This is a genomic window from Micromonospora sp. DT233 (assembly GCF_049841815.1).
Taxonomy (GTDB): Bacteria; Actinomycetota; Actinomycetes; order Mycobacteriales; family Micromonosporaceae; genus Micromonospora.
Genome location: NZ_JBNCLB010000004.1, coordinates 185,503 through 197,838 on the forward strand (window position 1 = coordinate 185,503; position 12,336 = coordinate 197,838).

At 73.3% G+C, this 12,336-nt stretch carries 11 protein-coding genes; 6 read left to right on the forward strand and 5 right to left on the reverse strand.

The window, feature by feature from the left end:
* Positions 1-3 precede the first annotated feature (3 nt).
* Positions 4-834, reverse strand: coding sequence for an exonuclease domain-containing protein (locus ACLQ2V_RS11970; RefSeq protein WP_425718500.1), 831 nt, complete (start codon positions 832-834; stop codon positions 4-6).
* Between the two features lie 187 nt (positions 835-1,021).
* Between ACLQ2V_RS11970 and ACLQ2V_RS11975 the strand changes: the two genes are divergently transcribed.
* The 5 genes from ACLQ2V_RS11975 (at position 1,022) to ACLQ2V_RS11995 (ending at position 6,898) form a co-directional block, all read left to right on the forward strand.
* Complete coding sequence (locus ACLQ2V_RS11975) at positions 1,022-1,825, forward strand: SGNH/GDSL hydrolase family protein (RefSeq protein ID WP_425718501.1); 804 nt, start codon at positions 1,022-1,024, stop codon at positions 1,823-1,825.
* 204 nt (positions 1,826-2,029) lie between these two features.
* Complete coding sequence (locus tag ACLQ2V_RS11980) at positions 2,030-3,640, forward strand: glycosyl hydrolase family 18 protein (protein ID WP_425718502.1); 1,611 nt, start codon at positions 2,030-2,032, stop codon at positions 3,638-3,640.
* Positions 3,641-3,862: 222 nt separating this feature from the next.
* A complete protein-coding gene (locus ACLQ2V_RS11985) occupies positions 3,863-4,339 on the forward strand; it encodes a hypothetical protein (RefSeq protein WP_425718503.1) in 477 nt (158 codons plus the stop codon).
* A gap of 90 nt (positions 4,340-4,429) precedes the next feature.
* Positions 4,430-5,836: a class II 3-deoxy-7-phosphoheptulonate synthase gene (locus tag ACLQ2V_RS11990; RefSeq protein ID WP_425718504.1), complete on the forward strand. Its 1,407-nt coding sequence runs from the start codon at positions 4,430-4,432 to the stop codon at positions 5,834-5,836.
* Positions 5,837-5,878: 42 nt separating this feature from the next.
* Entirely contained in the window at positions 5,879-6,898 is a 1,020-nt protein-coding gene (locus tag ACLQ2V_RS11995; protein ID WP_425718505.1) for a threonine aldolase family protein, read from the forward strand.
* Positions 6,899-6,930: 32 nt separating this feature from the next.
* Here the strand turns inward: ACLQ2V_RS11995 and ACLQ2V_RS12000 are convergent, their stop codons facing one another.
* Positions 6,931-7,815, reverse strand: coding sequence for a deoxyribonuclease IV (locus ACLQ2V_RS12000; protein WP_425718506.1), 885 nt, complete (start codon positions 7,813-7,815; stop codon positions 6,931-6,933).
* Positions 7,806-9,791 (reverse strand): Stk1 family PASTA domain-containing Ser/Thr kinase, encoded by a 1,986-nt coding sequence (gene pknB, locus ACLQ2V_RS12005; protein ID WP_425718507.1) that lies wholly within the window; start codon positions 9,789-9,791, stop codon positions 7,806-7,808. Before pknB ends, ACLQ2V_RS12000 begins: the two co-directional genes overlap by 10 nt.
* A gap of 266 nt (positions 9,792-10,057) precedes the next feature.
* Between pknB and ACLQ2V_RS12010 the strand changes: the two genes are divergently transcribed.
* The gene (locus ACLQ2V_RS12010) at positions 10,058-10,444 is read left to right on the forward strand and encodes an Rv2175c family DNA-binding protein (protein WP_425718508.1); all 387 of its coding nucleotides are present in this window, start codon (positions 10,058-10,060) and stop codon (positions 10,442-10,444) included.
* 99 nt (positions 10,445-10,543) lie between these two features.
* Here ACLQ2V_RS12010 and ACLQ2V_RS12015 read toward each other — a convergent pair whose 3' ends face one another.
* Positions 10,544-11,626: a polyprenyl synthetase family protein gene (locus ACLQ2V_RS12015; protein ID WP_425718509.1), complete on the reverse strand. Its 1,083-nt coding sequence runs from the start codon at positions 11,624-11,626 to the stop codon at positions 10,544-10,546.
* Positions 11,627-11,635: 9 nt separating this feature from the next.
* A complete protein-coding gene (locus tag ACLQ2V_RS12020; protein WP_425718510.1) occupies positions 11,636-12,148 on the reverse strand; it encodes a helix-turn-helix domain-containing protein in 513 nt (170 codons plus the stop codon).
* Positions 12,149-12,336: the final 188 nt, after the last annotated feature.

A 12,336-nucleotide genomic window follows, 5' to 3' on the forward strand; every position in this document is an offset into this window, starting at 1 on the left:
GCGTCATCCGCGCGGCGTCGTCTCCAGGGGCCACTGGGTGCTGACCGTCTCGTCGTGACCCTTCCGGTCGAAGTAGCTCTGCAGGTCGCGGGCGTGCGCCGCGTGCCACCCGATCTGCGCCTCGTGCAGCAGGCCGGCCGGCATCCGGGCGAGGTGCTCGTGCCGGGCGGCGATCGACCGGGCCAGGTCCAGCGCGGCCCGCGCGTCACTGGCCGCCTCGTGGGCGTTGTCCAACGTGACCTCGTAGTACGGGCACAGGTCGCCCAACTGCCGGCTGCCGTACCAGCGGGGCTCGACCTGCCGGTGCAACACCGACGGGTCGATGATGACGGCCCGGTCCCAGTCGATGCCGGGCAGGCCGTGCCGGGCCAGTTCCGTGTGCAAGGCCGTGACGTCGTACGGGGCGCAGAAGGCCACCAGCGGGATCTCGTCGGCGATCAGCTTGGCGACCGCCGTGCCCAACTCCGCCAGCGCCTCTCGGGCGGGCCGGCCGCAGCGGGCCGTCTCGTCGGTGATCCCGTGCCGGGCCGTCGCGTCGGCGGGGATCGGCACCCCCGGGTCGATCAGCCACTCCTGCGTCGTCCCGGCGGAGTGGACCAGGGCGGCGGAGACGATCCGGGTCCGCATCGGATCGGGCAGCGTGCCCTCGAGGTCGAAGCCCACCATCGGCAGGTCGTGCCACCCGCTGTGCGGGCCGACCGGCGGCGCGACGCGGACCGGGGCGCACCCGTGGTGGTACGAGCTCCACCGGCCGTCGACGTTGGCGGCCTGACCGGCGCCGGCCGGCACCCGCGCGCCGCAACCGCCGCAGCGCCCGGCGTACTTGTTGATCATTTCGATGGTCTCCTGTGGAAGGGCCGGTGAGTCAGGAGACGATCTTCGAGCACGGCGGCTACGCGGCGGCCGGCGGGGCGGCCGACGTACCCCTACCACACCCCTGATGGAATCGGTGATCTTCCATTTGGGCGATATTTAGTGTTACCTATCTCTCACCATCACTTCCCACCCCCAGGAGTGCTACGTGCGGAGATCCCGTCTCGTTACCTTCGCCGTGAGTGTCGCGGCGACCCTCGGCGCCACGCTCACGCTGGCCGTCCCCGCCCAGGCCGCGCCGAGCGACCGCTACGTCGCCCTCGGCGACTCGTACGCCTCCGGCGTCGGCGCCGAGAACTACACCTCTGAGAGCGGCTCCTGCAAGCGCAGCACCAACGCGTACCCGGCGCTCTACAACACGAACATCAAGCCCGCGTCGTACAAGTCGGTCGCCTGCTCCGGCGCGATCACCACCGACGTGATCAACAATCAGCTCTCCGCGCTGTCGTCGACCACCACACTGGTCAGCGTCACCGTCGGTGGCAATGACGTCGGCTTCGCCAACATTATGAGCACCTGCGTGCTCCAGGGTGAGGCCAAGTGCATCGCCGCCGTGCAGGCCTCGGAGAACAGTGCGCGGGCGGAGCTGCCCGGCAAGCTGGCCAAGGTCTACAACGGCATCAAGGCCAAGGCGCCCTCGGCGCGGGTGGTGGTCGTCGGGTACCCGGTCTTCTACCAGCTCGGCACGACCTGCGTCGGTCTCACCGCCGCCTCCCGGTCGAAGCTCAACGAGGGCATCAACCTGGTCGACGACATCATCCGCACCGCCGCCAACGCGGCCGGCTTCAAGTTCGCCGACGTCCGGTCGGCCTTTGTCGGCCACCAGCTGTGCAGCGGCGGCACGAAGTGGATGCACGCCCTGAACGTGCTGAACATCGGGGTCTCCTACCACCCGACGAAGGCCGGCCAGGCCGGCGGCTACTACCCGGTGTTCCGCTCCGCGGCGGGCTGACCGGCCCCGGCCCGCGCGCCGGCGACCAGCGAGGCCGCGCCCCCACCCGCGGGTGGGGGCGCGGCCTCGCGTCGTGTCGTGGCCCGGCCGGGAAGCGCACCGCGCGAGAGATCGAAGCATGTACATCTTGACGAACTGGTGACGGCGTGAGTAGCGTCTCACCATCAATCTGGAAGGTTTCCTAACTGTTTGGGGAGACGCCACATGAAGAGATCGCTCCGTCGGGCGCTCTGGGCCGGCGCCGTGGTCGCGATGACCGTCGCGGCAGTCCCGATGACCTCGGCGTTCGGCGCCGCAAGCGTGACCGCGTCGTTCGCCAAGGCGCAGGACTGGGGAACCGGCCACGAGGGGCGGGTCACCGTCACCAACGGCTCCGCCGCCAGCGTCAGCACCTGGCGCATCGAGTTCGACCTGCCGGCCGGCACCACGATCAGCAGTTCCTGGGACGCCGACGTCACCAGCAGCGGCAACCATTACGTCGCGGTGAAGAAGAGCTGGGCGGGCCCGCTCGCCCCCGGCGCGGCCTTCAGTTGGGGCTACAACGGCACCGGGGCGTACAAGGCGCCGCTGAACTGCACCGTCAACGGCGCGCCGTGCGGCGGCGGCACACCCCCGCCGACCAGCACCCCGCCGCCCACCACGGCGTCGCCGACCCCGACCCCCACCACCCCGCCGCCGACCACGCCCCCGCCGGGCGGCGGCGGCAAGAAGGTCGTGGGCTACTTCGCCGAGTGGGGCGTCTACAACCGCGGCTACCACGTCAAGAACATCCACACCAGCGGCTCCGCCGCGAAGCTGACCCACATCCTGTACGCCTTCGGCAACACCACCGGCGGGCGCTGCTCCGTCGGGGAGAGCTTCCCCGACTACGAGCGGACGTACAGCGCCGCCGAGAGCGTCGACGGCGTCGCCGACACCTGGGACCAGCCGCTGCGCGGCAGCTTCAACCAGCTCCGCAAGCTCAAGGCGATGTACCCGCACCTGAAGGTCATCTGGTCCTTCGGCGGCTGGACCTGGTCGGGCGGCTTCACCCAGGCCGCGCAGAACCCGGCCGCGTTCGCCGAGAGCTGCTACAACCTGGTCGAGGACCCGCGCTGGGCGGACGTCTTCGACGGCATCGACGTCGACTGGGAGTACCCGAACGCCTGCGGGCTGACCTGCGACACCAGCGGCCCGAACGCCTTCAAGAACGTGACCTCCGCGCTGCGCAGCAAGTTCGGCTCCTCGGCGCTGGTCACCGCGGCGATCACCGCCGACGGCAGCAACGGCGGCAAGATCGACGCCACCGACTACGCCGGCGCCGCCACCCACCTCAACTGGATCATGCCGATGACGTACGACTACTTCGGCGCCTTCAACGCGCAGGGCCCCACCGCCCCGCACTCGCCGCTGACGTCGTACAACGGCATCCCGCAGCAGGGCTTCAACAGCGACGCGGCGATCCAGAAGCTCAAGAGCAAGGGCATCCCGGCGGAGAAGCTGCTGCTCGGCATCGGCTTCTACGGCCGGGGCTGGACCGGGGTGACCCAGGACGCACCGGGCGGCAGCGCCACCGGCGCGGCCCCGGGCACCTACGAGGCCGGCATCGAGGACTACAAGGTCCTCAAGAACACCTGCCCGGCCACCGGCACCGTCGCCGGCACCGCGTACGCCAAGTGCGGCAACAACTGGTGGAGCTACGACACCCCGGCGACCATCGGCGGCAAGATGACGTACGCGAAGAACCAGGGCCTCGGCGGCGCGTTCTTCTGGGAGCTCTCCGGCGACACCAGCAACGGCGAGCTGATCGGCGCCATCAAGGGCGGCCTCGGCTGACCGTGACCGGACGGACGAGGGCACCCGGCCGACACCTTCGGCGCGGCGGGGGACCCCGGTGACACCTGCGGCGGGGCCGGCGATTGTCGGCCCCGCCGTGGGCGTGCCGGGCGCGGAATGTGTCACACTCGCGCATCGGCGTGCCCCGAACGGTCGGGGCCCAGGGGGTCAGCGCCGCACGGGCGCACCAGTTGCCGGCCGGTGCGGCGGTGGGAGGGACGGATGGGCGTGAGGAACTCCAGGACGACGCTCGTGGCGGCGCTCGTGATCCTGCCGCTCACCCTCGTCGGCTGCGGGTTCGGCGACGACGACGCGGCGGACCGGCCCGGCCGGGCACCCGCCGAGGAGGCGGCGACCAAGGCCCGCGAGCGGGTGCAGGCGTACCTCGACGCGATGATCGCCAAGGACGTCGCCGCCGGGCGCGGCCAGCTCTGCGCCCCCGCCCAGGAGACCTTCGACACCGCCGCGACCGGCCCGAACGGCGACTTCGCCGACCACTTCACCGTGACCGAGGCGGCCATCACCGACGTCCGGCCCGGCGCGGCCGGGCAGGAGGTCAGCACGTCGGTCACCGTCAAGGCCGGTTCCCGCAAGGGCACCCGGGCGCTGCTGTTCACCGTCACCCGCAGCGGCGCGGACTGGTGCGTCACGGCCGAGGCGCCCGGCGGGCACACCCCGCAGCCCTCCGTCACCCCCTGACGCCCGCCCCGGGGCCAGCGGATCTCCCACCCTCCGGAACCATCCCCCTCGCCGCCCGGCCCACTCGACGGTCGCCGTACGCTTTCTGTCATGCGCCATGAGTGGCACCAGCTGAGCCATCCCGCGGTGGGCAACCCCGGCCTGCAGACCAGCCGTCCGACCGTCGACTCCGCCGAGGACGCCGCCCTCGGCCTGGACCGATGGCGGGAGCTGCCCCGGGCGCAGACACCGCCCTGGCCGGACCCGACCCAGGTCGCCGAGGTCTGCAAGGTGCTCGACACCGTGCCGTCGGTCGTCGCGCCCTACGAGGTCGACCAGCTCCGGCAGAAACTCGCCCTGGTCTGCGAGGGCAAGGCGTTCCTGCTCCAGGGCGGCGACTGCGCGGAGACCTTCGTCGACAACACCGAGGCCCACCTGCTGGCCAACGCCCGCACCCTGCTGCAGATGGCGATCGTGCTCACCTACGGCGCGTCCCTGCCGGTGGTCAAGGTCGCCCGGGTCGCCGGGCAGTACACCAAGCCCCGGTCGCTGCCGACCGACGCCCGTGGGCTGCCGGCCTACCGCGGCGACCTGATCAACTCCCTGGAGGCCACGCCGGAGGCCCGGGTCGCCGACCCGCAGCGCATGATCCGCGCGTACGCCAACTCGGCCGCAGCGATGAACATGCTCCGGGCGTACCTGGACGGCGGGCTGGCCGACCTGCACGCGGTGCACGACTGGAACAAGGGCTTCGTCAAGAACTCCCCGGCCGGCGAGCGCTACGAGGCGATCGCCCGGGAGATCGACCGGGCGCTGGCCTTCATGAACGCCTGCGGCATGACCGAGGACGACGCCCTGCGCACCGTCACCCTCTACTGCTCCCACGAGGCCCTGGCCCTGGAGTACGACCGGGCGTTGACCCGGGTCTCCGGCGAGCGCGCGTACGGCCTCTCCGGGCACTTCCTCTGGATCGGCGAGCGCACCCGGCAGATCGACGGCGCGCACATCGACTACATCTCCCGCATCGCCAACCCGATCGGCGTGAAGCTCGGCCCGACCACCACCCCCGACGAGGCGATCGAGCTCTGCGAGAAGCTCAACCCCGACAACGTCCCCGGCCGGCTCACCCTGATCAGCCGGATGGGCAACCACAAGGTCCGCGACGCGTTGCCGCCGATCGTGTCGAAGGTCGCCGCCGCCGGGGCCAAGGTCGTCTGGCAGTGCGACCCGATGCACGGCAACACCCACGAGTCCTCCAACGGCTACAAGACCCGGCACTTCGACCGGATCGTCGACGAGGTGCTCGGCTACTTCGAGGTGCACCGCGCGTTGCAGACCCACCCGGGCGGCATCCACGTGGAGCTCACCGGCGAGGACGTCACCGAGTGCCTCGGCGGCGCCCAGGGCATCGAGGACCTCGACCTGCCCGACCGGTACGAGACCGCCTGCGACCCCCGCCTGAACACCCAGCAGTCGCTGGAGCTGGCTTTCCTGGTAGCGGAGATGCTCCGTGGCTGACGCGTCAAAGGGAAAATCGTGGCTGACGCGAGGAGTGAGACTGTGATCGACCTGCGGTCGGACACGCTGACCCGGCCCACCCCCGGGATGCGGGAGGCGATGGCCACCGCCGAGGTCGGCGACGACGTCTACGGCGAGGATCCGACGGTCAACGCGCTGGAGGCCGAGGTCGCCGCCCTCTTCGGGCACGAGGCGGCGCTCTTCGCCCCGACCGGCTCGATGGCCAACCAGATCGCCCTGCAACTGGTGGTGCCGCCCGGCGAGGAACTGCTCTGCGACGCCGACGCGCACGTGGTCACGTACGAGATCGGCGCGGCGGCGGCGTACGGCGGGATCTCCTCGCGGACCTGGCCGGCCGTCGGCGCGGAGATCGACCCCGACGTGGTTGCCGGCATGGTCCGGCCCGACGGCTACTTCGCGGTGCCGACCCGGGCCATCGCCGTGGAGCAGACCCACAACCGGGGCGGCGGCGGGGTGATCCCGCTGGCCACCCTGCGCGAGCTGCGCCGGGTCGCCGACGACGGCGGGCTGGCCCTGCACTGCGACGGCGCCCGGATCTGGCACGCGCACGTCGCCGACGGGGTGCCGCTGGCCGAGTACGGTGCGCTCTTCGACACCCTCTCGGTCTGCCTCTCCAAGGGCCTCGGCGCCCCGGTCGGTTCCCTCGTCGTCGGCAGCGCGGAGCGCATCGAGCGGGCCCGCACCATCCGCAAGCGGATGGGCGGCGGGATGCGGCAGGTCGGGGTGCTGGCCGCCGCCGGCCGCTACGCCCTCGCCCACCACGTCGAGCGGCTCGCCGACGACCACGCCAAGGCCGCCCGGCTGGCCGAGGCGGTCGCCCCGTTCGGGGTGCTGGCCACGGAGGCGCGGACGAACATCGTCGCGCTGGACCTGACCAAGTCGCCGCTGGACGCGCGGGGCCTCGCCGCCGCCGCCCGCGCCGAGGGCGTGCTGATGTCGGTGCTCGGCCCGCGCACCGCCCGCCTGGTCACCCACCTGGACGTCGACGACGACGCGATCGACCGGGCCGCCGAGGTCCTCGCCGTCGTCCTGCGCGGCTGACCGGCACCCCCGGCCGCCCCTGACCCGACGGGTCAGGGGCGCAGTCGTCGCAGGGTGGCGATGTCGGCGGCGTGCCCCTCGTGCTTCTCGGTGGGGGTCTCCACCACGATCGGGACGCCCGCCGTGGCGGGGTGGGCCATCAGCTCGGCGAACGCCGGCTCCCCGATGTTGCCCTTGCCGATGTTCTCGTGCCGGTCCCGGGTCGAGCCGCACAGGTCCTTCGAGTCGTTGGCGTGCACCAGCCGCAGCCGGCCCGGCCCCACCGTGGCGACCAGCGTGTCCAGGCAGGCCGTCATGCCGCCCTCGGCGGCCAGGTCGTGCCCGGCCGCGAAGGCGTGGCAGGTGTCGAAGCAGACCCCCAGCCCGGGGTGCCGCTCCACCGCGTCCAGGTACGGGCCGAGCTGCTCCACCCGGGCGGCCAGCGACCGGCCGCCGCCCGCGCTCGGCTCGACCAGCAGCAGTGGACCGTCCGTGGCCACGGACTCGTCCAGCAGCGGCAGCAGTGCCTCGCGCACCTGGCGCATGGCCGCGTCGGCGTAGCCGGCGTCGACCGCGCTGCCGGCGTGGAAGACCACCCCCGCCGCGCCGATCGCCCGCCCCCGCCGCAGCGCGTGGGCCAGGGTCTGCGCCGAGCGCTCGACCGTGGCCGGGGTGGGGGAGCCCAGGTTCACCAGCAGCGACGCGTGGATGTACACCCGCACGTCCCGCTCGGCGCAGCCGTCGCGGAACAGCCCGTCCTGCGTCGGGTCACCCGTCGGCAACGCCCAGCCCCGGGAGTTGGAGACGTAGACCTGGACGACCTCCGAGGCGGTGGCGTCGACGTACGGCAGGGCGGCCTTCGCCAACCCGCCGGAGGTGGGGGTGTGCGAGCCGACCGGCCGGTGCGGGACGGGCAGCACGGGCATTTCTACAGACATCCGATCGTGATCTGGGTGCCCGGGGCCACCTGGGCGTTCTCGGGCGGGTTCTGGAACCGGACGGTGCCGTTGGGGTTGAACTGCACGTTAACCGGGAAGCCCTGCCCCTCCAACTGCTGCTTGGCCTGCTGACAGGGCAGGTCCACCACCCGGGGCACGGCCACCGGGGCCGGGCCCTTGCTGACGTCCAACTTGACCTGGGCGCCCTTCTCCACGCCCGCGCCGTCGGTCGGACTCTGCCCGAGGACCTCGTCCTTCGGCTTCGGCGAGTCCTTGTACGTCTCGACCGGCACCAGGCCGAGCTGGGCCAGCGTGGTGCGGGCCTCGGTGACGCTCTTGCCGATCAGGTTCGGCACCGAGATCGGCGCCTTGCCCTTGCTCAGGACGAGGGTGACCTTCGCCCCCGGCTTCACCTCCGCGCCGACCTTCGGGCTGGTGGCCACCACCACGCCCGCCGGGAGGTTGTCGTCGTAGCGGGGGGTGCCCTTGGCCACCACCAGCTTGAGGTTGAGCAGGTCGGCCTCGGCCAGGTCGAACTCCTTGCCGACCACGTCCGGCACCGGGAAGCGCTCCGGCCCCAGCGACAGGGTGAGGGTGATGGTGCCGCCCTTGAGGATCCGGGCGGCCGAGGCGGGGCTCTGCGCCACCACGGCGTCGCGCGGGACCTTCTCGTCGTAGCGGGGCTCGGCGTACTCCAGGGCGAAGCCGCCCCGGGTCGCCTGCGTCTGCGCCTCGGCCTTGGTCAGGCCGGCCAGCTCCGGGGCCACGGTGTATCGGCCGACGCCGAACCACCAGCCGGCGAGCGCGGCGACCAGCACGAGCACCACCGCCGCGGCCAGGACGCCGCGGCGTCCGCGGGGGTCGCTCAGCACCCGGGCGCGCAGCGCGCCGAGCCGGCCCAGCGGCCCGCCGCCCTGCGGCTCGGCCCGGCGGCGGTGCGGGCGCTCGTCCTTCTGCTCGGGCAACCGGGCCCAGGCCGGCCGCTGGGCGGGCCGGACCGTGGCGACCATCATCGTCGGCTGTCCCACCGAGGCGGTGTCGTCGGAGACCGGGCGCAGCACGGCGGTGTGCGCGTTCGGGTCGCCCAGCTCGTCGCGGGCGACCTGGACCTCGGCCAGCAGGACGCCGGCGTCGGCCGGCCGCGCCGCCGGGTCCCGTCGGGTGGCCCGCGCGACCAGCTCGTCGAGCGCCTTCGGCAGGCCGGGCACCAGGGTCGAGGGGGCCGGCACGTCGTTGTCCACGTGCTGCCAGGCGACGTCCACCGGCCGGTCGCCGTCGTACGGGACCCGGCCGGTGAGCATCTCGAACAGCACGATGCCGGCGGAGTAGACGTCGGTGCGGGTGTCCGAGCGGCCGTCGGTGACCAGCTCCGGCGCGACGTACGCCACGGTGGCCATGAGCTGGTTGCCCGGCTCCTCCTCGGCGCTGGCCTCCACGGCGCGGGCCAGCCCGAAGTCGGCGACCTTGACCACGCTGTCGATCAGGTTGGCCACGCCGCCGGTGGGCGCCTCGGCGACCAGCACGTTCTCCGGCTTGACGTCGCGGTGCACCAGACCGGCCCGGTGCGCGGCGGCGATCGCGGCGAGCATCTGCTCCATGATCGCCAGCGTCTCGTCCGGCTTGAGCCGGCGACGCTCGGCGAGCACGTCGCGCAGCGTCCGGCCGCGCACGTACTCCATCACCAGGTACGGCAGGCCGGCGTGGTTGCCCTGGTCGTAGACCGCGACGACGTTCGGGTGGGTCAGCCGGGCGATGGTCTTCGCCTCGTCGGTGAACCGCTCCGAGAACCCGGCGGTGCGGGCGCCCGTCTCGGGTGTCTGAGTGGGGTGAATGATCTTGACTGCGACGGTGCGCTCGAGGCGCTCGTCGGTGGCGGTGTACACGGTCGCCATGCCGCCACGAGCGACGCGACCGCGGATGCGGTAGCGCCCATCGATCAGCGAGCCCAGCAACGTGTCGGCGACCTGTGTGTCCATCGGCACGGAGTCTATGCGTCCGGGAGGCGGAGGATGAACAGGATGCCGCACCCGAGCGCTCCGGTGGCCTGTGCCGCCGGCTCCGGGCACCCGGTGGCTCGTTCATAGGTGACGGTAAGCCCGTTTTGCGCGTGCCGGTGGGCCCTCTCGCGCGTGCCGGTGGGCCCCGTCGCGGGTGCCGAAGGGCCCGTTTCGTAGGTCGTCGTCCGGGTGGGTCGAGGGGGTGCCGCTCGTCGGCGGCGTGGACGGCGTGGCAGGGTGGTCGGGTGACCGACTCCGTACCCTCCGACCAGGCCGCCTCCGACCTCGCCGGCCCGACCGATCCGGCCGGCTGGCTGACCCTGCCGGACGTCGCCGAGCGCCTCGACCTGTCGATCAGCAAGGTCCACCAGATGATCCGGGACCGGGAGTTGCTGGCGGTGCGCCGCGACGGCGTCCGCAAGATTCCCACCGACCTGGTGGCCAACCAGATCGTGCTCAAGCACCTGCCCGGGGTGCTCACCCTGCTGGGCGACGCCGGCTACGACGACGAGGCCGCGCTGCGCTGGCTCTACGAGCCGGACGACACCCTCTCCGGCGGCACCCCGGCCGTCACCCTGGGCGGCGACCACGCCCGTGAGGTCAAGCGCCGCGCCCAGGCCCTCGGCTTCTGACTCCTCCGCTTCGTCCGCTCCCGTTCCCGCCCGCCCGCTCCCGATCTGTCAGCGGGCGGGCCGGGCGGATCGGGGTCAGCCGGTCGGGGTCGGTCGGGGTCAGTCGGCGCGGCGGGTCGCGGCGATGGCGAGGTCGACCAGGGCCTGCCGGGCCTCGGTCTCCAGCTCCACGGCGGCCAGCGCCCCGAGCGCCGTGTCGGTCAGCGTGGCGATGCGCTCCTCCGTGCGGGCCAGCGCCCCGGTCGAGGTGATCAGCTCGCGCATCCGGGCCACCCCCTCGGCGTCCAGGTCGGGGTCACCGAGCCGGCCCAGCAGCAACTCCCGGCCCGCGTCGTCGCTGGCCGCCACGGTCGCCGCGATCAGGTACGTCCGCTTGCCCTCACGCAGGTCGTCGCCGGCCGGCTTGCCGGTCCGGACCGGGTCGCCGAACACCCCGAGCACGTCGTCGCGGAGCTGGAACGCCTCGCCCAGCGGCAACCCGTACGCCGAGTAGGCCGCCCGCACGTCCGCCGGCGCGTCGGCCAGCGCGGCCCCCACCAGCAGCGGGCGCTCGACGGTGTACTTGGCCGACTTGTACCGGGCGACCTTGCCCGCGCGTTCCACCGACGTGTCGCCGGTGGCCTGGGTGAGCACGTCGAGGTACTGACCGACGGTGACCTCGGTGCGCATCTCGTCGAAGACCGGCCGGGCCCAGGCGACGACCCGCGGGTCCAGCCCGGCGGAGTGCAGCAACTGGTCGGACCAGACCAGGCAGAGGTCGCCGAGCAGGATCGCCGCCGAGTCGCCGAAGGCGTCGGCGTCGCCGCCCCAGCCGGAGCGGCGGTGCCGGGCGGTGAACCGCCGGTGCACCGCCGGCTCGCCACGCCGGGTGTCGGAACGGTCCATCAGGTCGTCGTGGATGAGGGCGCTGGCCTGCACGAGCTCCAGCGCGGAGAGGGCGGTGACCACCTGGTCGGAGTCGATCCCGCCGGCACCCCGGAACCCCCAGTACCCGAAGGCCGGACGCAAACGTTTACCACCGCCCAACACGAACGCCTCGATCGCCTCGGCCACCGGCACCAGGGCCTCGTCGACGGCGGTCATCCAGGCGCGCTGGCCGGACAGGAACTCGGTCAGAGCCTTGTCGACGCGCTGACGCAGGCCGGCGCGGTCGACGGGGGACACGGGAGCAGCGTGGGTCACGCCCCGACGCTAGCGGGTCGCCGTCGGCGGTGCCGCATCAGCGGCCCGTGGCACGCCGTGGCTCAGCCGGCCGCCGCGCCGCCGGGGGCCGCGTGCGGTCGTACCGCCGGCCGGTGCGGGTGCGCTCGTACCGCCGGCGGCCCGTGGGGGTGCGGTGGTGCCGGCGGCCCGTGGGGGTGCGGGGCGGGTCGGCGTCGCCCGGCGGGTCGGCGTCGCTTGGTGGGTGGGCGTCGCCCGGTGGGTCGGCGTGGTGGCCCGGTGGGTGGGCCGGCTGCGCCCGGCGGCCTCGGCCAGCAGCTCGACCGGGACGGCGAGGACCACGGCCAGCCAACCCAGCCAGAAGCCTCCCGGCACGCGGCGCTGCCGTTCCCAACGGGACACCTCGTGCCGGCTCAGCGTGGGCACGCCCGAGGCGGCACAGAGCTCGGCGGCGAGGCGCTGCTGACTGCGCCCCCGGGCCTGCCGGAGCCGGGCGAGCAGCGGCCCGAGCCGGTCGGGGACGGGCGGCGTGGGCTGCGTCATCGGTGCTCCTCCGCAAGGGGTCGGCGCGGTCGGCGGCGCAGACCGCCCCGAACGGACGGACCGGCGCGCCGCCGGTCGGTGTCGACCCCCGCGCGGGCCCCCTCGGGAACCGGCTCCCACCGCCTCCCGTCCGCGCTGCCCCCTGTCTACCTCGGGGGTACGACGCTCCACCCTCCCGAGGCGCCCGC

Excerpts from the sequence above, each read along its gene's own strand:
- ACLQ2V_RS11970 (WP_425718500.1), bottom strand. The coding sequence starts at position 834 with ATGATCAACAAGTACGCCGGGCGCTGCGGCGGTTGCGGCGCGCGGGTG.
- ACLQ2V_RS11980 (WP_425718502.1), top strand. The coding sequence starts at position 2,030 with ATGAAGAGATCGCTCCGTCGGGCGCTCTGGGCCGGCGCCGTGGTCGCG.
- ACLQ2V_RS11985 (WP_425718503.1), top strand. The coding sequence starts at position 3,863 with ATGGGCGTGAGGAACTCCAGGACGACGCTCGTGGCGGCGCTCGTGATC.
- ACLQ2V_RS11990 (WP_425718504.1), top strand. The coding sequence starts at position 4,430 with ATGCGCCATGAGTGGCACCAGCTGAGCCATCCCGCGGTGGGCAACCCC.
- ACLQ2V_RS12000 (WP_425718506.1), bottom strand. The coding sequence starts at position 7,815 with ATGTCTGTAGAAATGCCCGTGCTGCCCGTCCCGCACCGGCCGGTCGGC.
- pknB (WP_425718507.1), bottom strand. The coding sequence starts at position 9,791 with ATGGACACACAGGTCGCCGACACGTTGCTGGGCTCGCTGATCGATGGG.
- ACLQ2V_RS12020 (WP_425718510.1), bottom strand. The coding sequence starts at position 12,148 with ATGACGCAGCCCACGCCGCCCGTCCCCGACCGGCTCGGGCCGCTGCTC.